Genomic DNA, 20243 nt, shown 5'->3' with positions numbered 1-20243 from the left:
TATTCAGTAGCGTTTTCTCAACGTCAATTCTCATCGGATATGCTTCTTCATACTAAATTTAAAATTATACTTCTTATATTCTTTAGTATTTTACATTTTAATGTAAAAGCTCAAGAATTGAATCAATCTAGTAATTTAACAGAGCAGATTTGGTCAAGTTATAAGATGACTTACAGGTTGAATAATACTACAAATATTTCAAGCGATTTTGGCTTCAGAACAATTTCACCAAAGTATTGGAACAGGTATTATGTAAATCCAGGGATCAATATAACATTACCTAAAATAATGTTTAAAAAATTACAATACAAAGAATCACTATCGGGTGGATTAGCTTTTTTCTATACAGATAATAAAGATATTTCAGATAGATTAGAAATAAGACCTTACCAAGGATATACTTTAGATTGGCCAAACTGGAAACGATTACGATTAAGACATTATGTAAAGCTAGAAGAACGTTTTGAGTTGAATACCAATAATTGGAACAACAACTTTGGTATGCGTTTTCGCTATTTATTAGATCTCAATTTAAAATTACAAGGCGATCTTTTAGCCGAAGCAAAAGGCATTTATTTCCCAATGTCTATAGAGTTTTTTTGGAACCTGATCGGTGTAAAGCAATTCAATGATGTAGTAAGAACAAGTGCTGGAGTAGGTGCTGTTTTTAATCGAAAATGGAAAGCTGAAGCCCGAGTGGGGTATCACTACTCTAGGGATACAATCACAGAAGACTTTTCTACCAACGATATCATTTATCAAGCAAAATTATTCTTCACAATCAACTAATAAATTTATTAATCATTACCTCTATATGGAAAAAATAATTACACTTTTAAGCATTGTTTTAGCAAGTAGTTTTTCTCCCCTTTTCGCTCAGGATAAACCTAAGTTAGTGTTACAAATTACAGTGGATCAATTAAGAGGTGATATGCCTTTTAGTATTCAAAATAGATGGACCGAAGGTGGTTTCAAATACCTTTTAGATAGTGGAGTTTGGTATGCCAATGCACATCACCCTCATGCCAATACTGAAACAATTGTAGGTCATGTAACTTTATCTACTGGTGCTTATCCTTCTGTACACGGTATGGTTGGAAATGCTTGGTTTGATCACGAAGAAGATAGATTAGTTTACAATATTGAAGACAGTGCATATGATGCAACTGGTGGTATAAGTGCAAGAGATAAAAGTTCAGAGGTAGATCACTCTCAAGTATCAAAATCAGAAGGAAGATCTCCACACAATATTATGACCACTACTTTTAGTGATGAAATGGCGAGTGCTTTTGGTCCTCAATCAAAAATATATGCCGTTTCTGGTAAAGATAGAGGGGCTGTTTCTATGGCAGGGCATAATGGAAAAGCATTTTGGTACAGTACAAAAGATGGTGCATTTACATCGAGTACTTTCTACTATAATGAATTTCCAGAATGGGTGAACAAATGGAATGATAAAAAAGAAGCAGATCAATTTAAAAATGACTACTGGAATCTAACAAATGATATAAAAACATACAGATTTGGTGACGCTGATGATCGTCCATTTGAAAACCCAGAAGGTTTAGGTTTTGGAAACGTATTTCCTCATCCTTACGGAGACAGCAAATACTACTATACTTTATTAATGGCAAGTCCTGTGGTAGATGAGCTGACGGTAGATTTTGCCAAAGAATTAATTGAAAAAGAAGGTATTGGACAAGATGAGATTACTGACTATTTGAGTATCAGTTTATCAAGTACAGATTATGTAGGGCACTTATTTGGACCTAATAGCTTAGAAAGTGAAGATAACTTGATCCGTTTGGATCGTAACCTAGCTGATCTGTTCCAATATATAGATCAGAAGGTTGGATTAGAAAATACGCTTATCGTATTATCATCAGATCATGGAGCACCTGAGTCTGCTCAATCTTTAAAGCAAAAAGGATTTCCTGTTGATGTTTTAGATGTCACACAATTAGATTTATCCACTATCGACACAAAGTTGAAAAAGCAGTTCGGTATAGGAAAAGAAGTGATTAAACTGAGTTATGTTCCATATATCTATCTTGATAGAAAATTAATACAAGAAAAAGGATTAGACCTTGAAGCAGTTTCGAGTATGATTGCTGAAGAATTCATGAAAGTAAATGGTATTGCCTACGCTTATACTAGTACTGATGTAGCCAATGGAAATTTACCAGATACTCCTATCACGAGAAGAGTATTGAATAATTACAACCCTAAACGATCTGGAGACATTTACCTTATCAACGAGCCTAATTGGAGTTTAACTGTAGATGGGGATATCGCTTTAGTAAATCACGGTTCGCCATGGAGTTACGATACTTCAGTACCTGTCATTTTTGCGGGGCATCAGTTACAAAAAAGGATGATTTATTCTGAAATTTCTACGATTGATGTGGCCATGACTTTATCTAAATACCTAATGATCTTAGAGCCATCAGGAGCAGAAGGTAATCCATTAGAAGATGTCTTAAATCAAGAGAAATAGTTTTTAGTGATGATAGATTAAGGCCTGGTTCATTAAGTAATCAGGCTTTTTTTATTTCAAATAATTGAAGCGAATACTATGACAAAACAATCAACATTAAGCCTAATTCTGCTACTCATAATATCATTGGGTTGCCGTTCTTTAGAAGACCTTAGTGATACTAAAGAACAACAGATAGAAGATGAAATAAATAAGAAAGAAGTTCCTCATTTATCATTTAAGGAAACATATTATGTATCTGCCTATGCTGAAATCAAAGGACTTGAAAAACGAAAAAGGACACCATGTATAACTGTACTCAATCTTAGAAATCCAAGTTTGTCTGATACCCTTTATTTTACAAAAGTAGATTACTATAATAGCAATGCAGAGCTGATTGAAAGGCACATTAAAGAAGAGGGTGTTATAGAGTTAACTCCATTAAAATCAGCTGAATTTGTGATTGAAAAGAATATTAATGAAAGTAATGGGTCTCATATTATTGTAGAATATGGAGGTGTTACCCCTCCTAAAAATAAGGCATTAATAGAAGCTGTAAACATTGGGAATTTTAGTCAACACGGCTTTTCCTTTAAATCGGACGTTGTACAAATTCATGAATAAATAAGATAGATAATGGGTAATAAAAAAAACAGCATCAGAATGAACTAGATGCTGTTTTTTTATTTCTTAAACCGTATTGGATTGATGGTATGATCTATTTTTATTCTGATCATATGAGAAGAATTCAAACGATTCATCTCTGAATTGGCATAACTACCTTCTCTAATGTATTGTAGTGTTACCAACGTATTTTTAAAAGTATAGCGAGTGATTCCTAAGTAAATTCTGTTGCTTGAAATTTTTAAAGGGTTGAGATTGATAAAAGGTTCAATTCCTAAAGTAACAGCTCCAATGCCAGTAGAAAACTTCACCATTGGGTTGTACCTCACTCTATAATTACGCTGATTAATCATGGGGAAAAATTGTTCTTCAAATCGAAGACGATGTGAAAAATGAAAATCAGAAAATGTTGTTTTATGAAGGAAATCTTGATAAAGTCTTAATTCATTGTCAGCATGAGTACCTTGTACATGCATAATTCCTGCTCGAATGTTAAAGTCTTCATTGAGGTTATATTTTAAACCTGTCCTTATTTGCCACCTCTCCATTGATTGAAAATCATTACGATAACCAATATCTGTATCAATAGAATATTTATATGACAAATTCATTTTATTAAAATAATGAAACCAAGCAATCTGATCTTGGCCATAAATAGAAGTACTTCCCAAAAGAAGTAGTACTATGGTGAAAGAAAAGATTGTTGGTTTCATGGATAACAATAATTAAACTAACACTAGATTATTTTCTTAATACAAATGAGGTCACAACTCTAAATTCTCCTTTTGGTCCGTGATCAGGCCTTACCACATTATGATAATATTGGACTCCTAAATTGACGGGTAATTTCCCACCAATAAAGACTAATTTATTTATACCTCCTCCAACAGGAATTGTCCACCTTTGACCTTTGTCGGCATTCCAATTTGCAGTGATTGTAGGAAAAGTATTCAATACCCATCCATTACCAAGACTATATGCGGCAAGTGTTTGCCAAACAAAGCTATTTACATCTGCTCTGCTTTCATCACCAGCAAAAGAAAACGTTTGTCGCATGACCATATCAAAAGTCCATTTTGGTGTTTGATATACCATTACCATTGCAGCACCTGCTGCCCATTTTCCTGTTCCTAACATTTCATGTGAAGCAGTAGGCAGAGTGATGGAAGGACCAACACCCCAAGCCAATTTATTGGTCTTTTTAGGGGATAAAAAGAAGGAATAATTTAAATCTCCTACTCCCCAAGTGCTGCCACTCCCTTCTGCTGAAGAAGGTAAATGGGAGATGTCAAAAACACCTCTATGGATCAAATTGAAATGTTTATGCTCATTTGCAACAATAGGCTGTAACGACATCGTGTAAATTGATCCATCATAAGCAGAAGAGCCAACACTTACATTATTTTGTATAGGTAAAGCAATAATATTGGCCAATGGATTTTGAAGCTTTGCAGCTAATTCATCTTTTTGTGCCATTGCTTTATAGACAAAACCTATAAAGAGAAATGAGAATATTATGATTGATTTTTTCATGTTTGAAGTGGTTTAGTAGTAAAGGTTTAGATTTCTAAATTTTTATTGAAATGCTCTTGATATGGAGTTGGAGAGGATAACCTGTATATTTCAAAAGGACTTTCTTTTACCTCCTTATTTTGCTGTGCTTTTTCTTTTAGAGCTTTAATTTTCTCTTTTTGAAATTTCTTACAAGCTTTCCACTCACTTCCATTAAGCACATAGGCTTTATCAACCTGTTTCATTGTTAAAGCTGCTTGTGTTGTAGGAATTGGAGCCACCGCCCAGAATATTGGATTTCCAGCAACAGCCAATGTCCAACCTGCCACTGCTAACGTTTGTGAGGTTCTTGATTTTCTATATCTTTTAGTATTGTAGTAGTCTAAAACATGCTGATCTAGTTCTTTGATCATAATGTTGTACTCATCAATAAAATTGGCTGTTTTATCATAAGTATCTAAAGATTCGTATCTGATATAATCAATATCGGCAACAGCTATATTGTGGTATTCTTTATTCCTTTTATAAACAATATCTGTTGGTGTAGAATGTTTCTGTTTCAATTCTCTTTTTGTAAGAGAAACTAACTCACCATCATTCATATGGATATTAATATTATCTGCTTCAGTAGGAATTGAGATCGCAGAAATAATGGATTGTGCAATAACAACGATAGGCATAACGATATAATTTTAGTAGATAATTTTTCCAATTAGTATGTTAATGTATACGTCATTTATTACTAATAAATAACATCAAAAGATAATTTTATAACCAAAAACAGGAATGATTTATAAGAAAAGATAATTATTGTTTTTAGTTATTTTTTTGCTAATCAATGTCATTTTCGAGTAAAGTATTAGCGTTAAAGAGGGGATGTTTCATAAAATAAAATGTCATTAAAATGAAAAAAATATATGCTTACTTTCTTGTTATTTGTTTAGTTATTTTATCAGCATTAGCTATCGCACAAGACTATAAATCCATATCGGTTACAAAAGATAATTATGCCAATGCCATGGCAGATATGGCTATGAATAAAGAGTTTTTACAAGGAGCAAATAATACACAGTGGCACCATCACTATAATGTGATGCAATTGGATAAACAACCTGCTCCAATGATGAATAGAGATACCAAATATTCTTTCTCAATTTTAGATGGAGGTGGAGATGTGGTTATTACATTACCAGAAACAGATGGCCGTTATATGTCATTACATGTCTGGAATGACGATCATGTAACTTATAAAGTTTTTTACGGCCCTGGTAGATATATTATTCCTGCTTCAGTAAGTAGCGACTACTTTGTGGCAAATGTTAGAATTCAGGTAGATGCAAAAGACTCTGAAGATATTAAAAAGACTTCTGACTTTCAGAATTTATTAAAAATTGAATATTTAAATGGTTATGAACCGACTCCTTTCCAAGTGAAAAATTGGAATATGGAAGAGTTTAAGAACGTGCATCAACATTATGTACAAGTAGCTAATGAAAAAGGAGTAGAAGGTTCTATGGGAACATTAGAAAACCCCGTATCTAAAGAAGATACAAATAGAGGGATTTCTATTGCAACAGGGCTTTTACCAGACGAAGATGCAGCTTATTTAACGGCTAATTATAAAGTTAAAAAAGGAAATTCACATAAGGTAACCTACCAAGTTCCAGAATTAAAAGATACTGATTTAGGCTTTTATTCGATCACTGTGTACGGAGATGATCAGCATTTAAAAACAGATGAAGGTTCTTCGATTAGTAACCGTGAGATCCAATTAAATTCAGATGGAAAAACTTTTGATATACACTATGTATTTGAAGAAGATTTCCAGAACCGTCCAAACGAGTTGATCATGCCGTCTGAAGACTTTTGGATTAATATGAGAGTATATATTCCTGCACAGTCTATCATTGATGGAGAGTATAAATTGCCTGAAATTAAAGAAACGATGTAAGATACTAGGTGTAGTTGTTGGTAATTTAGAAGGTTTGCCCTTGAATAGTCACTTTGACTTTTTCAAGGGCTTTTCTTTTGTCTCAACTTTTGTGATGGCATACTTTATCAAGGTATGTTCTACAATCAAAAGGAATAAATTTTATGTTATGCATCACAAAAACCATGAAGTTGATTGAACATTTAACACTCTATTATTTGTACATCAGAAGCGTCAATATACCTGTTGTATCATCGACCTACATACCTATGGCACTCCCAGTAAATCATAAATACAAGACACTAAAGCCTTTAAACTTATGACAGAGTAAGCTATCATTTCGAATACTTACTGATTAGTTTTTAATATATTTTCTTGTCAGCTACAGAATATGATTAAAACAATCATTTCATCATTTGTAATGATTCTCCTTCCACTCCAATAGTTTAATCATATTTTCATCAGCATTAAAGTAAAAGTTGTGAGTAACTTCATAACATAAGGCGGTTAATCATTGAGGAGATAAGTAAGGATTTTTGGTTTTACCTTTTAAGTTTTCACTTGTTTACTTCGTTTTGTATTCAAACAAAAATGAAGTTGAATGGTCGTGTCTCTTTAGTTTGTCTTATCATTATTTGAATGCGATACCTGTACAGTATCTACACAAAAAAAGGGTAGCCTATTTCTAGGTCTACCACTTGCATTACTTTTAAGTCTATCCACAAATAAAAAAGAGGATTTCTCTATGCTAGAAATCCTCAATACAACATATACTCAAATATATTGATCTATCACTAATACTTTAATTCAATATTTTTTACTTTTAATTTAGAACCAACTCCACCATTGAAATTCGCTCCGTCTGCCGATGAAGCAAAAACCATAATTATATGTGTTGGCTGCGCTTCAAGGTTATCGTAAAAACCTTCTTCAGGCATTTCTTTACTACTTGCGTTAGGCAACATATAAGATTCCAAAGAAGCATCATCACCATAGACCATAGGGATGTCTAATAGCTTAAAACTATCCATGTTTTCATCTGTTCTAAACCATCCTGTTGCTAAGCGGTAACGCTTTTCATCTGATCCACTTCCTTCTCTTACTTGAAGAATTACATACACATCACATTTATCAACAATGTTATCTCCATACACTTCTGGATTGTATTCAATTTCTGTTGTAAAAGATTTAGGCCTGTCTGTGAAAGGAATACCGAAATCAGTTGTGACATTACTTATACCACTACCTTTAATATCACCTGTGAATAAAGAACCTGCTGCAATAACACCTGCTGTTGATTTTGTTTCTAATAAAGCATATTCAGGAGTGTCAATACTAGGATATGGAGTGACGGTTTTTGGATATGTTTTTATCCATAAATCTGCTGCAGCTTTATCTCCTGATCTCCATATATTTTCATCCAAAGATTGTCCTGGTAGATAAAATGATCGATCTCCACTACCTGTTTGAAACCATGTTTGAAAATTTGAATAAGGTACCTGATCACCTTCAATCACTTCTTGATCAACATTTACTGTCCAAGAAAGTGTGTCATTGAAAGTAAATACCACTGGGTTCGTAAAGTCATGTGTTTCTGATGGTAATGGACTTACTACAGTAGAAATAGGTTCATAATTGAAAACTGATATTGTAAGGTTTTCTAAAGATACTCCCGCAGGTATAAGTACATCAATGGTTTGATTTTCTTGGTTAATATCAACACTTAATTGCCCTTCAATTTTAAAATCAAACAATGAAATTTCATCATCTTCCAAGTTGGAAACATTTACTGTCCAAGAAAGTGTGTCATTGAAAGTAAATACCACTGGGTTCGTAAAGTCATGTGTTTCTGATGGTAGAGGACTTACTACAGCAGAAATAGGATTGTAATCAAATACTGAGATTGTAAGATCTTCTAAAGATACTCCTGAAGGCATGATCACATCAATGGTTTGATTTTCTTGGTTAATTTCTGCTCTTACTTGTCCTTCAATAGTAAAGTCAGATAAGGAAATTTCCTCCTCGTCTTCTTTCTCTACAATAACTTCCCAATCATATTCTTGGTATGTTTTTATGGTGAAGATAACTTTTTCAGAAAAGTCTATCACTTCTAATGGATCAGGAGAAACCATTGCGTCTGCTGTGATGACTACACTGTCTACGGTTAAATTAGTTAAATCAGCATTTGAAGGAACACGAATAGTCACTGTTTGTTCTGCTGTAGAAATTCTTGTTGCTCCTACTTGGTCTTCAATTGTGAAGTGTAGAAATTCACCAAATACTGTAGGATAAGGGATGTCATTTTTAATGCAAGATGAAAAAGCAATAAGAATTGATATAACGATTAATTTGTAAAGTTTTTTCATGAAATTATAGATAAAATGCTAGACCAATATTTAAAGAGAAAATGTCGATGTTGAAGTTGGCTTTACTTACTCTACGTTCGCCTTCTTCTACTTGGTTTTCAACCTGTTTTGTCCATTTGTTTGAAAAACCAATTAATCCGATAGAAGCTTCTAAGGCTACGTTATCATTAATAAATGCAACAAGACCTGGAGCTACACCAATATTAAATTCATTGATGACCGAATAAACACCTTGAGTTTCCGCTGGTGTATTACCAATTGTTGTCTCTTTAGATTGCCCATAACCATAGGATAAGCGCACTTCATTGAATAAACCAAATCGATTACTTTTTCCTAAACTCAGGTAGTTTCTAATGAAAAAAGTAGAATAAAATGTGTGAGATAACTGATGTGCTCCATTAATAGACATCGATAAGTTATCTCCTATTTTCAGATTTAATTCATCAATATCGAGCAGAGATCTATTGTAAGTGAACCTGCCTCCTATTGAGAAATTGTCATTTAAGAAATAAGCGACAAACGGGCTTACTTGGAAGTTATATCCTTTACCGCTCCAATCTTCCAGAATCAAGAATTTGTAATTATCATTAGAATGTTCTGAATAGTTGAAAGTAGCTCCTGTAAGCCATTGTCCTTTCTTTACGAAAGTATTATTTTCAATTCCGCGACTGTAAAGATCGCTTCGTTTTACTTTGTCGTTCTGAGCAAAACTTTGTTGATAAAAGGACATAAAGATGAGGACACCTAGAATTCTTAAGAATTTAGAGTTCATTGTTGTAAATAAATTGATTAGATAATATGATTGAGAATTTTTTGAACCTTATTTTTGAGGTTCATGAATAAATTGTTGCTTAAAATTGAAAGTAGATTTTAAATATTTTAAGCACCAATGATCGATTCAGATTATTTAAAAGCCAAATCAGTCATCATTAATAGTAGTAGACATTATAGTAGATTTTTTAGTTGATGATTTCTTAGTATGGTTTATTAAACGAAATTTAGCCCTTCTGAAAATGACATATTGATGTAGAATAATACCTAAAAACAAGAATAGTAAATATGTATTCTGATTATTTACTCTGAGTGAAGTAATCATTATTGTCAATGGTCCAGTTTACCTCACTATTTCTTATAATCACATCAAATACTTCATTAGCTCTTTTAGGACTTTTAGAAGCAATATTATGTGCATGTTTTTTTAGGTTGATAATACTTGGTGCTGTATTAAATACCACTCTTCTAAATCCTTTCCTGGCTTCTTTTTTAGATTTGCCAGAACAAGCTGTAATATTATCATTTGGTGTTATCTGATAATACAATACTGCTATTTTTTCTTCTTCTTGTAAAGTCTTTAGCTTCATCCCTAATTCAGATTCCTGATCGATCATCGATGCAGATAAAATCAATACGTCTATTTTATCAATGCCATTGTCTCTCTCTAAAAGTGCTATTACTGTATTGGCAGCAACTACACTGCCATAACTCGAACCAATAATGTTCATAGACTCTCCTGATGACGTAGTAAAATTCTCTTCAATTTCAAAAACAGTACGCTTAATGTTTTTATGCGTATTATAATCAAGAGGAGCATATCCATTCAAGATAGCCCAGCGTCCGCTTAATCCTGCTCTTAGTGGTAAAAAAGGGATTTTTCTGATACTACTTTCCACAGTAATAAAATCCTCCTTCAATGCTTCTTTTGAAGAATTGATCAATTCATAATTGAAAGTGGAAGCATCTCTGTAATCCTTTTTTGTGAATCCAGCACCAGGAATAAAATAAGTTCTATTAATACTAAAACCCATAGATTTTCCTTCATATTGCAATACAACGTTAGATATAGCATCATTCGATGAAACCACTTTTCCATCAGCATAATAAAATTCATCTATTCTTTCATTTTTTTCAATTTTGATATCTTTTAAATATTTTAAAAAGGGCTTTCCTTCAACAGGAGAAGACGCCTGTAAATCATTTGTGAAGGTTATGAAAATAATGCTAGAATAAGTGATAAACGATTTTAGTAGAGAATTAATTTTCATGATAAATGAGATGATAAAGACTGCTAGAGTGAAGTAAGATAGATTTAAGAATTAGGATTGGAGTAGAACTTTTGTTATTTCGTTTCTAAATTTTGTTCTAACTCTTGGTTATTTGTAGGCATCAAAGGTGATTTTTTCTCTTCTTCTGATGTCACTCCATTTTCTTCTTTCAATTTTGCTTTCGCTTTTAAATCTTTAATTTTTTCCTTTTGGAACTTTTTACAAGCTTTCCACTCACTACCATTAAGAACGTAGGCTTTATCTACTTTTTTCATTGTTAAAGCAGCTTGTGTTGTAGGAATTGGAGCCACTGCCCAAAACAATGGATTTCCAGCAACAGCCAATGTCCAACCTGCTACTGCTAAAGTTTGTGAGGTCCTCGACTTCTTATATCTTTTTGTATTGTAATAATCCAATACATGCTGATCTAGTTCTTTGACCATAATGTTGTACTCATCAATAAAGTTGACAGTTTTATCATAAGTATCTAATGATTCGTATCTGATATAATCAATATCAGCAACAGCTATATTGTGGTACTCTTTATCTCTTTTATAAACAATATCTGTTGGTGTAGAATGTTTTTGTTTCAATTCCCTTTTTGTAAGTGAAATCAATTCTCCATCTTTCATATGGATATTAATATTGTCCGCTTCAGTAGGAATTGAAATAGACGATATGATGGCTTGTGCAATGACAACGATAGGCATAATTTTAAAATTTAAATTGTTGATTTTTTGTAGATTATGCTTATTTATACGTGATTTTTATTACTGAAAAATGACATTAAAAATGATAATTATAACTAAAAATAGGAATTGTTAGTGCGGGTTGTTATGGGTGATAAATATGATGAAAATTGAAAATAAATATTTGATACTTCTATCTTACCAGAATGTATCAAAACAGCATTTTTAAAACAAAAAAAACGGTAAAATTAAGAAGTAAATAATACTTCTAATTCTACCGTTACACAAATAAATAAAACTATATTAAAATGAATTTTAACTCAAAAATGAAGGATCTCTAAAGGCCGGGTTAGGATATTTATAAAAACCTTCTCCTGAAGAAACGCCCATTTTACCTAAGTCTATATAATTCTCTTTGAGGTATTCTGCACGGTCAATGGCTTTTTGATCATTATTTTGCTCACCAATAAACTTATAGATATTATAAACTGTTTTCATACCTATTAAGTCGATAATGCCTAAAGGACCAGCTTCTGTATCGGTGCAAATCATCCAGGTTTTATCAATACTTTCAATATCAGAGACATTATTTTTCAATAAGTCTACACTCGCTTTTAAGATAGGAATAAGCAGGGAATTGATGATATAACCATTTTGTTCTTTATAGATAGGGATAGGAACCATACCGATTTCTTTGGCAAATTTTATTACTCTTTCAAAAATTTGAGGAGCAGTATCTTTGTGTCCCATCACCTCTCCTATGTTTGCATCCCAAATTCCATTAGCAAAATGTAAAGCAAGAAACTTTTCTGGACGATCCGTATATAAAGCATAATCACTCGGTAATGTAGCAGAAGAATTTGTGGTAAAAATCGTCTTTTTAGGAGCATATTTAGATAGCTCCATGTAAAAACTTTTCTTGATTTTGACATTCTCTGGAATCGACTCATTCACAAGGTCAATATCATGAACAGCTTCTTCTAAATTAGTCGTATATCTGATTCTTTGGAATGTATTCTCCTTCATTTTTTCAGTCATTCCTTTTTCATCCATAAATAACTGAGCAAATTGTAAATGGTAAGCTTTACTTCTTTCAATTCCTTGTTCAAAAGCATCGTATACCACAACATTAAATCCTTTTACTGCACACTGCCAAGCGACTTGAGAGCCAAGGTTACCACCTCCAGCAATCATTATTTTTCTAATTTCCATGGTTTATTCAGTTTATAGGTGGATAACATTATCTTTCTTTGAAGCATCTTTTTCTTCAGTCACTTCTTCAGCAACTACAACTTCTACATTATTTTCTTTTATTTCAGTTTCTTCGTTATCAACTGTTTTTACCTCATTATTACTTTTATCTTTTACTGTTTCTTCTGATGTCTTTTCCTGTTTTTTATCAGAATTAGATTGCTTTTTCTGTTTCATTAATTGATTTAAGGTTCTAAACCTTAACCCGAGTAAAAAGCTATATACTCCTGATGAAATCAGTACAATACCAGTAGTTAATAAAATGGTGAAACCAGCAAATATTGGATTTACAATGAGTATGGTAGATAAAATAATTCCAACAATACCAACAGCAATAAGGTGTCCTCCTAAGCCAAAATCTTTCTGTATTTTACCTCCTATCGCTATTCCTACTAAAGATTTAGCCATAAAGAAAAAGCCTAAATATACTGGCATTGTTGCAGCAGAAAGTCCTGGATTTAGAATTAAATAAACACCAATTACGAAAGAAAGAAGACCGTAAAATAATGTCCAGCCCCAACCTTTTATTTCTTTTCTATTTGCAATAGCGAATATCATTTCTGAAACTCCTTCTATTAAAAATAAGTAAGCAAAAACGGTGGCTAAAGTAATGTAACTAACTATAGGGAAGGTAAAGGTGAGTACTCCTCCAACAATAAACAAAATACCTGCAATTAGTAATAAGTACCAGTGATTAATAGACGATTTTAAATTTTTAAACATGATGATGTAATTTTTAATATGATAATAAAATGATTAGATTTTTAATTTATAGCAGTGGATAATTCAGCCTCATAGGTTAAAGGGCGCTCTCCAATGAATATTTTTTTATCGGTAAACTTTACAAAGACTTTATAGTTATCGAAATGATCTATACCTCCATAAAGAGCAGAATCTTTACCTATTGAGATATTATTTGACATGATAGCATTAGCCAATAATTCAAACATTTTTACAGATGTGTAAGAATATTCAACACCAATAGGTTCTATTTCAAAAATGATGGTAGACCCTTTGTGCATAACATTGACGTTGACTTTTTCCTCTTCATCTTTAGGAATTTCATTTTGAAGTTCTTCTATGAATAACCTTTTCTGTGATTTACATGAATTGAAAAGGTATAGAGAAAGTAAAGCTGTAGAAGCAATTAATAAGATGTTTTTCATTTTCTTTTTGACTGATGAAAGTTGTGAAGTATGTTTTTGTAAACGGGAAAGTGGATAGCTAAAAATGTCAAGTTTCATCAAAAGAATGATCAAAAATCGGAATAGTAACAAAGAGTACTACTCACCACTATTAAGTATACCTTATATAGGGAAAAGAGAAGCTTATGAGTAATGTTATCAGTAACTAAAAATACAATTCCTATTTTTAGTTATTTTTTTACAATACCCTGTCATTTTAAAGAATTGTAATGGCGTTAGAGTAGTTATGTTTTCAAAAAAATAAAAAAACAATGAAAAAAAATAATCTACTCACTTCAACAATTTGGAACAAACTTTCAAAAGTTTCAATGTTATTCTTTTTTAGTATTATGGGACCTTTAGCTGAAGCTCAAGATATTAAGTATAAAGCAGATGTTCCAGAAAAAATTCTGACACCTGATGTTGTAGAAACTCGTCAATTAGGAACATTGAACTTTGAAGACGGCGTACCAACAGATAAAACAGTAGAAAAACTGTATGATAATATGGATTTCTACAGAGGTGTAGAATCTTTTATGGTGGGTGTTCCTGCTGCTTCTATGTATGGTTATTTAGAGGGAATGAAACAAACAGGAATGGATACTTATAGTTTAGGTATTTACAAAGATATGTTTGATGCAAGGTCATTATGGTTAACACCAAATACAACAACTCTTTATGGCATTGCAGAAATTAATGTAAAAGAAGGCCCTACGGTATTGGAAGTTCCATCAGGTGTTTTAGGTCCTGTAATGGACGCTTACTTCCGCTTTGTTGCAGATGTTGGATTTACAGGTGCTGATCAAGGTAAAGGAGGGAAATACCTTTTTGTTCCTCCTGGATATAAAGGAGAATTACCTAATGAAGGTTACCATATTGTACACACGCCCACTTATAGAAATGGCTTGTTAATGAGGGCTTTTGTTATCGATAGAGATATTCCTAAGACTGTGAAACATGTAGAGGCCAATTGGAAATTATATCCATATTCAAAGGCAGAATCTGTACCCGAACAACATTTTGTTGATCTGACAGGTAAACAATATAATACTATTCACGCTAATAATTTTGAGTTTTATGAAGAACTAAATGCTGCTATTCAATATGAAGATCAGGGGGCATTTGGAGAAGGGAATGCAGCATTATGGGAAGGTATTGGTATTGTAAAAGGAGAAGAATTCAATCCTGATGCAAGAATGAAAGAAATTTTAGTAGAAGCAGCAGCGGTAGGTAATGCCACTTCAAGAGCAGTAAGTTTTAAACCGCGTGACCGTCGTCTTTATTTCTATGATGACCGTCAATGGTTCTCTCCATATGCTCCTGAAAATCATGAGTTTAGAGATGTGAATAATACTATCGTTACAGATTGGAGAACATTCATGCATTATATGGCTATTGGTGTAACTCCAGCAATGGCTAAATCTCAAGTAGGTGTTGGTTCTTCGTATGTATTTACGGCTCAAGATTCTAACGGAGAAACTTTATCAGGTGATAAAGTATATTCTGTAACGTTACCAGGACCAGTTCCTGCAAAAGATTTTTGGTCATTTACAGTTTATTCTAATCAACATAGAAGCCTGTTAGAAACAAATCAAAGAGCTGCCGGTATGGATAGTTTCCAAGAAGGTTTAGAACAAAATAAAGATGGCTCATATACAATTTGGTTTTCAGCTGAACCTCCAGTAGGAAAAGAGAATAATTGGGTACAAACTATTCCTGGAAAAAGTTTTAGTTGTATCGCCCGATTATACGGCCCATTAGAGCCTTGGTTTGATAAGACGTGGAAACCAGGAGACTTTGTAATTGAAGAATAAATAAAAATTAAAATCAAGCTAACCCCTTAGATAAGTGATGTATTACTTATCTAAGGGGTTTTTACATAATATGTATGATGCTCATAATTAGATTATTTCTTCTCTTTTTTTTAGAAAATATACAATTCCTATTTTTAGTTATTTTTTTACATTAGCTTATCATTATGAGGAAATAAAATGGCGTTATAGTAGTTATCTTTCACAAATTAAATAACGAAAAAATGAAAAAGATCTATTCCCTTGTTGCCGGTTTAATGGCCTTCGCTTCAGTAGCAACTGCTCAAAATGATACTTCAATCAAAGTTACACCAGAGACCTTCAATAGAGCAGAATCAGACTTTATGTATCAAGCAATTATCAATAATGCAGAAGGAGAATCAAATACCTATTATCACTTTAGAAATATTACACAGTTAGATAAACAAACGGTAATTAGAATGAACCGTGATGTGTTATACAGCGGAAGTGTTTGGGATAACAAAGAAGGATTAACAATCACATATCCTGAAACAGATGGTAGATATGCTACAATTCAAGTCATGGATAACGATCACTATACTTTAGATATATTCAATAAACCTGGAACTTATGAATTAGCACCAGCAGAAACAGATTTTGTTTACCTAATCTTAAGAATTCAAGTCATTGATCCATTAGATCCACAAGAAATTCAATATATCAATGATTTACAAAATCAATTTACAGCAGTTTCAAAATCCAATGAGTCATTCCCTCAGCATAACTGGGATTTAGAGTCTTTAGCTGACGTTAGAGCACAATATGTAAGCGATGCATTAAATTATGACAGCTTCGACGGAATGCAAGGTAAAAGAGGAGAAGTAAATGAGGAAACAAGACACATTGCAACTGCAGCAGGATGGGGTTTACTTCCAGAGGAGGCAGCAACTTACCTAATTTTTGGTGAAGATGTTGAGAAAGGAGCTTCTTATAAATCGACATTTGAAGTACCTGAAAATACAGGATTCTGGTCTATCACAGTTTATAATGCTGATGGTTATATGGAATCAGATAACAACATTGTTAATTCATCAAATGTAACATTAAATGATGACGGAACTTTTACAGTTTACTTCGGTTCAGAAGAGCAAGTAGGTGATGTTTCCAACAGATTAGATGCACCAGCAGATGGTTGGAACTACTTATTAAGAATCTACGAGCCAGGTCAATCTGTATTGAATGGTGAGTATAAATTACCGAAAGGTGAAAAAGTAAATTCTACGGCCAAATAGAGTTTCTAATACCCTAATAAAATAAATCACAAGAGTGATATCAATTTTTGATCATCACTCTTATTTTTTTTGACTAAATTCAAGTTGTAAAAAAATAATTTATGCAAAAGATAATAAAAATAATCGTATTGGGAATATTATCATCTTTGATGATGAATTGTACTCCTCAAGACAATACAAAAAAAGTGGAAGAAATTCACTTAGAAACTTCAAGAAAGAGTTTACACTATGTGGATCAAAAAGATACTCCAGAATTAGTAGGTAAAAAATCGTTTTATGTATCTTCTTATTCTAATCTTTATCATCAATCTGGAAAAAGTAAAATCTACTTTACTGTAGTATTAAGCCTTAGAAATACCAGTCCAACAGAAAGTATCTACTTTACTAAAATTGATTATTATGATAGTGATGGTAATCTTTTGAAAAACTATTTAAAAAGAAATTTAGAAATAAAGCCACTAGGTTCTGCTGAATATATTGTAGAGTTTAGAGAAAAGGTAAGCGGGGCAGGAGCTAATTTTATTGTAGAATATGGAGCTCCTCAAGAATTAAAGAATAAACCAATTATAGAGGCCGTAAATTTAGGTTATATAGGTCAACATGGTTTTGCTTTTACCTCAAGTGCCCAAGAAATAAAACAATAATAAAAAGTCCAATTGAACTTAGAGATTCAATTGGACTTTTTATTTATCCTCTATTTCTATAATAAGTATCTTGTGTTATTTGCCCTAATAAGACTTTTGATTCCACATGATTCCACATCATATATTTAGGTAAGCTACCAAATAAGGGTACGCCTTCACCGATTAATATAGGAATAGTAGAAATCACCATTTCATCAATAAGGTCTTCCTTTAAGAAACTTTGTACCGTGGCTCCTCCGTCAATATATAATTTATGGAACCCTTCAGAGTTAAGATCGGCAACAAGGTCTGTCAATTCACCATTAACAATAATGGCTTTATCTTGAAATTCTTCAGGAATTTCTTGTAGAGTATTCGATAAAACAAAAACGGGTTTAGAATAAGGCCATTCACCGCCAAAGTTACAGACCATTGTAAAAGTGTTTCTGCCCATTACTAATGCATCAATACGATCCATTAAAGGTAGAAAACCTACATCTTCTTGATCAGGATTTGGAACACTATTTAAAAATTCTAATTCACCGTTTGGTCCAGCAATATATCCATCCAAACTTTTAGCAATAAATACTATATTTCTATTTTCCATTGTTTTGTTTTTAAAGAAAAATGCGATACCCTAATTTAATTAGAATATCGCATTAAAAGAATGATCTTATCAATCAGTTATATTTTATTAAACACCTTCAGCAACTACTTCAGTTACTTGAGGAACCATTTTCTTCAGTAAGTTTTCGATGCTCATTTTTAAAGTAAATGTAGATGACGGACATCCAGAACAAGCACCTTGAAGTAAAACCTTCACAACACCAGTTTCTTCATCGAAAGAGTGAAATTTAATAGCACCACCATCCGTTTCTACTGCTGGAGCGATGTATTCTTCTAAAACACCTTTGATTTTTTTCACTGCTTCAGAATCAGCTGATTCTACAATTGTTTCTGCAACATCTTCAAAGATTGGCTTTTCAGCTTCGAAGTATTGCGTAAGGAACTCCTTGAATTTTGGAATGATTTCCATCCAATCTGATGATCCTTCTTTTTTAGTGATAGTAATGAAATTACTCATATAGAAAACTCTTTCTACTTCTTCGAAACCAAATAACTCTTTGGCTAAAGGAGAAACAGCAGCTTCTTCAATACTAGGGAAATCATAGCTTTCTCCACCTTGTAATAACATGAAGCTCAACATGAACTTCATAGAATTTGGGTTAGGATTTGCCTCTGTATATATGGTTATATTTTGATGAGATCTATTTGTTGTTGAATTTTCCATTATGTAAGAATTTTATATTCGCAATCACAATATTTGGCAAAACAAACATATAGATGTTTTTAATCAAAAGAATTCGATAAATCAAACAGTCTTTCTCTTAAAAATTAACACTTAAGGGTGGTGAATTTGATTATTAACATCTATATCTGAGCTGTTTTCATAAAGGTTAACTAATATCACCATAAAAATGTTGCTTTTTGAAGAAGGATTTCATTATTGAAAAACAACTTCGTATTTTTGCAGTTGTGTCGTTATGGACACCAAGAAAACGAAAAATTAAATGATAGAACTACCAGTAATCTCTTCGGAGAAGAAAGATAAACCTAAACGTAGACCAGATTGGTTGCGTGTGAAGTTGCCAATTGGGAAAGAGTACGCTAACGTTCGTAAATTGGTAGACAAACATAATTTGAATACAATTTGCCAAAGTGGTAACTGTCCAAACATGGGTGAATGTTGGGGTGAAGGTACAGCAACATTTATGATTCTTGGTAATATTTGTACACGTGGTTGTTCGTTCTGTGCAGTAGCTACAGGTCGTCCTACAGAGTACGATGCTGAGGAACCAAAACGTGTTGCAGACGCTATTCATAAAATGGAAGTGAAGCATGCGGTAATAACTTCAGTAAACCGTGATGAACTTAAAGATAGAGGTGCAGAAATTTGGTATCAAACAGTAGTAGAGATAAAAAAACTTTGTCCTGAAACTACTATTGAAACATTAATTCCTGATACAAGAAAAAATTGGGATGCTTTATACAGAATGATAGAGGGTGGTCAAGAAGTGATTTCACATAACATGGAAACAGTGAAAGAACTTTACAGAGCTGTTCGTCCTCAAGCTAAATATGATCGTTCTTTAGAGCATATCAAAAGAATTGTAGATGAAGGTCGCCGTTCTAAAACAGGTATCATGCTTGGTTTAGGTGAGACCGATGAGCAAATCTTTAGAGCAATGGATGACCTAGCAGAAGTAGGTTTACACGTATTGACTTTAGGTCAGTACTTACAACCCACTAAAATGCACCATGAGGTAATCGAATATATCCACCCAGACAAATTCGACTTCTTAAGAGAGGAAGGATTAAAAAGAGGAATTACATATGTAGAATCTGGTCCATTGGTACGTTCTTCTTACCATGCGGAACGTCACGTAAATGTTCCTATTAAATAATTAGATTCTAAAACTAT

At 32.7% G+C, this 20243-nt stretch carries 20 protein-coding genes; 8 read left to right on the top strand and 12 right to left on the bottom strand.

What is annotated here, in order from left to right; all coding sequences use genetic code 11:
* The first annotated feature begins 39 nt into the window (after positions 1-39).
* The 3 genes from NH26_RS12875 to NH26_RS12865 all read left to right on the top strand — a co-directional run bounded on the left by NH26_RS12875 (position 40) and on the right by NH26_RS12865 (position 3100).
* The gene (locus NH26_RS12875; RefSeq protein WP_044225775.1) at positions 40-789 is read left to right on the top strand and encodes a DUF2490 domain-containing protein; all 750 of its coding nucleotides are present in this window, start codon (positions 40-42) and stop codon (positions 787-789) included.
* Between the two features lie 25 nt (positions 790-814).
* A complete protein-coding gene (locus NH26_RS12870) occupies positions 815-2497 on the top strand; it encodes an alkaline phosphatase family protein (RefSeq protein ID WP_044225777.1) in 1683 nt (560 codons plus the stop codon).
* Positions 2498-2575: 78 nt separating this feature from the next.
* On the top strand, positions 2576-3100 hold the full coding sequence (locus NH26_RS12865; protein WP_071397165.1) for a DUF3124 domain-containing protein: 525 nt from the start codon (positions 2576-2578) through the stop codon (positions 3098-3100).
* Positions 3101-3159: 59 nt separating this feature from the next.
* Here the strand turns inward: NH26_RS12865 and NH26_RS12860 are convergent, their stop codons facing one another.
* The 3 genes from NH26_RS12860 to NH26_RS12850 are packed head-to-tail and all read right to left on the bottom strand — an operon-like array spanning position 3160 to position 5292.
* Entirely contained in the window at positions 3160-3813 is a 654-nt protein-coding gene (locus tag NH26_RS12860) for a DUF2490 domain-containing protein (protein ID WP_044225789.1), read from the bottom strand.
* A 28-nt stretch (positions 3814-3841) separates the two neighbouring features.
* Positions 3842-4633 carry a hypothetical protein gene (locus NH26_RS12855; protein ID WP_044225792.1) on the bottom strand — a complete coding sequence of 264 codons (792 nt, stop codon included), beginning with the start codon at positions 4631-4633 and terminating at the stop codon, positions 3842-3844.
* A gap of 26 nt (positions 4634-4659) precedes the next feature.
* A complete protein-coding gene (locus NH26_RS12850; RefSeq protein ID WP_044225795.1) occupies positions 4660-5292 on the bottom strand; it encodes a hypothetical protein in 633 nt (210 codons plus the stop codon).
* A gap of 224 nt (positions 5293-5516) precedes the next feature.
* Here NH26_RS12850 and NH26_RS12845 point away from each other — a divergent pair, with 224 nt between their 5' ends.
* Positions 5517-6563, top strand: coding sequence for a DUF1254 domain-containing protein (locus NH26_RS12845; protein WP_139263045.1), 1047 nt, complete (start codon positions 5517-5519; stop codon positions 6561-6563).
* 773 nt (positions 6564-7336) lie between these two features.
* Here NH26_RS12845 and NH26_RS12840 read toward each other — a convergent pair.
* From NH26_RS12840 to NH26_RS12810, 7 genes are all read right to left on the bottom strand, one after another.
* Positions 7337-8908: a PCMD domain-containing protein gene (locus tag NH26_RS12840; protein WP_044225797.1), complete on the bottom strand. Its 1572-nt coding sequence runs from the start codon at positions 8906-8908 to the stop codon at positions 7337-7339.
* A 4-nt stretch (positions 8909-8912) separates the two neighbouring features.
* The gene (locus NH26_RS12835; RefSeq protein WP_052432119.1) at positions 8913-9680 is read right to left on the bottom strand and encodes a hypothetical protein; all 768 of its coding nucleotides are present in this window, start codon (positions 9678-9680) and stop codon (positions 8913-8915) included.
* 298 nt (positions 9681-9978) lie between these two features.
* On the bottom strand, positions 9979-10950 hold the full coding sequence (locus NH26_RS12830; RefSeq protein WP_044225800.1) for a hypothetical protein: 972 nt from the start codon (positions 10948-10950) through the stop codon (positions 9979-9981).
* A gap of 74 nt (positions 10951-11024) precedes the next feature.
* On the bottom strand, positions 11025-11660 hold the full coding sequence (locus tag NH26_RS12825) for a hypothetical protein (RefSeq protein ID WP_044225805.1): 636 nt from the start codon (positions 11658-11660) through the stop codon (positions 11025-11027).
* A gap of 294 nt (positions 11661-11954) precedes the next feature.
* Complete coding sequence (locus NH26_RS12820; RefSeq protein WP_044225809.1) at positions 11955-12851, bottom strand: 3-hydroxyacyl-CoA dehydrogenase; 897 nt, start codon at positions 12849-12851, stop codon at positions 11955-11957.
* A gap of 12 nt (positions 12852-12863) precedes the next feature.
* Positions 12864-13613, bottom strand: coding sequence for an HdeD family acid-resistance protein (locus NH26_RS12815; protein ID WP_052432120.1), 750 nt, complete (start codon positions 13611-13613; stop codon positions 12864-12866).
* 41 nt (positions 13614-13654) lie between these two features.
* Complete coding sequence (locus NH26_RS12810; RefSeq protein ID WP_044225812.1) at positions 13655-14134, bottom strand: hypothetical protein; 480 nt, start codon at positions 14132-14134, stop codon at positions 13655-13657.
* Positions 14135-14346: 212 nt separating this feature from the next.
* Here NH26_RS12810 and NH26_RS12805 point away from each other — a divergent pair, with 212 nt between their 5' ends.
* The 3 genes from NH26_RS12805 to NH26_RS12795 all read left to right on the top strand — a co-directional run bounded on the left by NH26_RS12805 (position 14347) and on the right by NH26_RS12795 (position 17782).
* On the top strand, positions 14347-15888 hold the full coding sequence (locus NH26_RS12805; protein WP_199880241.1) for a DUF1254 domain-containing protein: 1542 nt from the start codon (positions 14347-14349) through the stop codon (positions 15886-15888).
* Positions 15889-16109: 221 nt separating this feature from the next.
* Positions 16110-17138, top strand: coding sequence for a DUF1214 domain-containing protein (locus NH26_RS12800; RefSeq protein WP_199880240.1), 1029 nt, complete (start codon positions 16110-16112; stop codon positions 17136-17138).
* A 101-nt stretch (positions 17139-17239) separates the two neighbouring features.
* Entirely contained in the window at positions 17240-17782 is a 543-nt protein-coding gene (locus tag NH26_RS12795; protein ID WP_084812170.1) for a DUF3124 domain-containing protein, read from the top strand.
* A gap of 43 nt (positions 17783-17825) precedes the next feature.
* On the opposite strand, the gene NH26_RS12790 is transcribed toward NH26_RS12795, so the two are convergent.
* Positions 17826-18368: a dihydrofolate reductase family protein gene (locus NH26_RS12790; protein ID WP_044225818.1), complete on the bottom strand. Its 543-nt coding sequence runs from the start codon at positions 18366-18368 to the stop codon at positions 17826-17828.
* An 87-nt stretch (positions 18369-18455) separates the two neighbouring features.
* Positions 18456-19052, bottom strand: a complete 597-nt coding sequence (locus NH26_RS12785; protein WP_044225820.1) for a NifU family protein — start codon at positions 19050-19052, stop codon at positions 18456-18458.
* Between the two features lie 280 nt (positions 19053-19332).
* Between NH26_RS12785 and lipA the strand changes: the two genes are divergently transcribed.
* Entirely contained in the window at positions 19333-20226 is an 894-nt protein-coding gene (gene lipA / locus NH26_RS12780; protein WP_044225822.1) for a lipoyl synthase, read from the top strand.
* Positions 20227-20243 lie beyond the last annotated feature (17 nt).

This window comes from Flammeovirga pacifica (genome assembly GCF_000807855.2).
In the GTDB taxonomy this organism is placed as follows: Bacteria; Bacteroidota; Bacteroidia; order Cytophagales; family Flammeovirgaceae; genus Flammeovirga; species Flammeovirga pacifica.
Note: the sequence above shows the minus strand (reverse complement) of the source record. Positions and strands in the feature narration are given on the sequence as shown.

Excerpts from the sequence above, each read along its gene's own strand:
- NH26_RS12810 (WP_044225812.1), bottom strand. The coding sequence starts at position 14,134 with ATGAAACTTGACATTTTTAGCTATCCACTTTCCCGTTTACAAAAACAT.
- NH26_RS12855 (WP_044225792.1), bottom strand. The coding sequence starts at position 4,633 with ATGAAAAAATCAATCATAATATTCTCATTTCTCTTTATAGGTTTTGTC.
- NH26_RS12805 (WP_199880241.1), top strand. The coding sequence starts at position 14,347 with ATGAAAAAAAATAATCTACTCACTTCAACAATTTGGAACAAACTTTCA.
- NH26_RS12795 (WP_084812170.1), top strand. The coding sequence starts at position 17,240 with ATGCAAAAGATAATAAAAATAATCGTATTGGGAATATTATCATCTTTG.
- NH26_RS12790 (WP_044225818.1), bottom strand. The coding sequence starts at position 18,368 with ATGGAAAATAGAAATATAGTATTTATTGCTAAAAGTTTGGATGGATAT.
- NH26_RS12850 (WP_044225795.1), bottom strand. The coding sequence starts at position 5,292 with ATGCCTATCGTTGTTATTGCACAATCCATTATTTCTGCGATCTCAATT.
- NH26_RS12835 (WP_052432119.1), bottom strand. The coding sequence starts at position 9,680 with ATGAACTCTAAATTCTTAAGAATTCTAGGTGTCCTCATCTTTATGTCC.
- NH26_RS12865 (WP_071397165.1), top strand. The coding sequence starts at position 2,576 with ATGACAAAACAATCAACATTAAGCCTAATTCTGCTACTCATAATATCA.
- NH26_RS12830 (WP_044225800.1), bottom strand. The coding sequence starts at position 10,950 with ATGAAAATTAATTCTCTACTAAAATCGTTTATCACTTATTCTAGCATT.
- NH26_RS12860 (WP_044225789.1), bottom strand. The coding sequence starts at position 3,813 with ATGAAACCAACAATCTTTTCTTTCACCATAGTACTACTTCTTTTGGGA.
- NH26_RS12820 (WP_044225809.1), bottom strand. The coding sequence starts at position 12,851 with ATGGAAATTAGAAAAATAATGATTGCTGGAGGTGGTAACCTTGGCTCT.
- NH26_RS12825 (WP_044225805.1), bottom strand. The coding sequence starts at position 11,660 with ATGCCTATCGTTGTCATTGCACAAGCCATCATATCGTCTATTTCAATT.
- NH26_RS12870 (WP_044225777.1), top strand. The coding sequence starts at position 815 with ATGGAAAAAATAATTACACTTTTAAGCATTGTTTTAGCAAGTAGTTTT.
- NH26_RS12840 (WP_044225797.1), bottom strand. The coding sequence starts at position 8,908 with ATGAAAAAACTTTACAAATTAATCGTTATATCAATTCTTATTGCTTTT.
- NH26_RS12800 (WP_199880240.1), top strand. The coding sequence starts at position 16,110 with ATGAAAAAGATCTATTCCCTTGTTGCCGGTTTAATGGCCTTCGCTTCA.
- NH26_RS12875 (WP_044225775.1), top strand. The coding sequence starts at position 40 with ATGCTTCTTCATACTAAATTTAAAATTATACTTCTTATATTCTTTAGT.
- NH26_RS12785 (WP_044225820.1), bottom strand. The coding sequence starts at position 19,052 with ATGGAAAATTCAACAACAAATAGATCTCATCAAAATATAACCATATAT.
- lipA (WP_044225822.1), top strand. The coding sequence starts at position 19,333 with ATGATAGAACTACCAGTAATCTCTTCGGAGAAGAAAGATAAACCTAAA.
- NH26_RS12815 (WP_052432120.1), bottom strand. The coding sequence starts at position 13,613 with ATGTTTAAAAATTTAAAATCGTCTATTAATCACTGGTACTTATTACTA.
- NH26_RS12845 (WP_139263045.1), top strand. The coding sequence starts at position 5,517 with ATGAAAAAAATATATGCTTACTTTCTTGTTATTTGTTTAGTTATTTTA.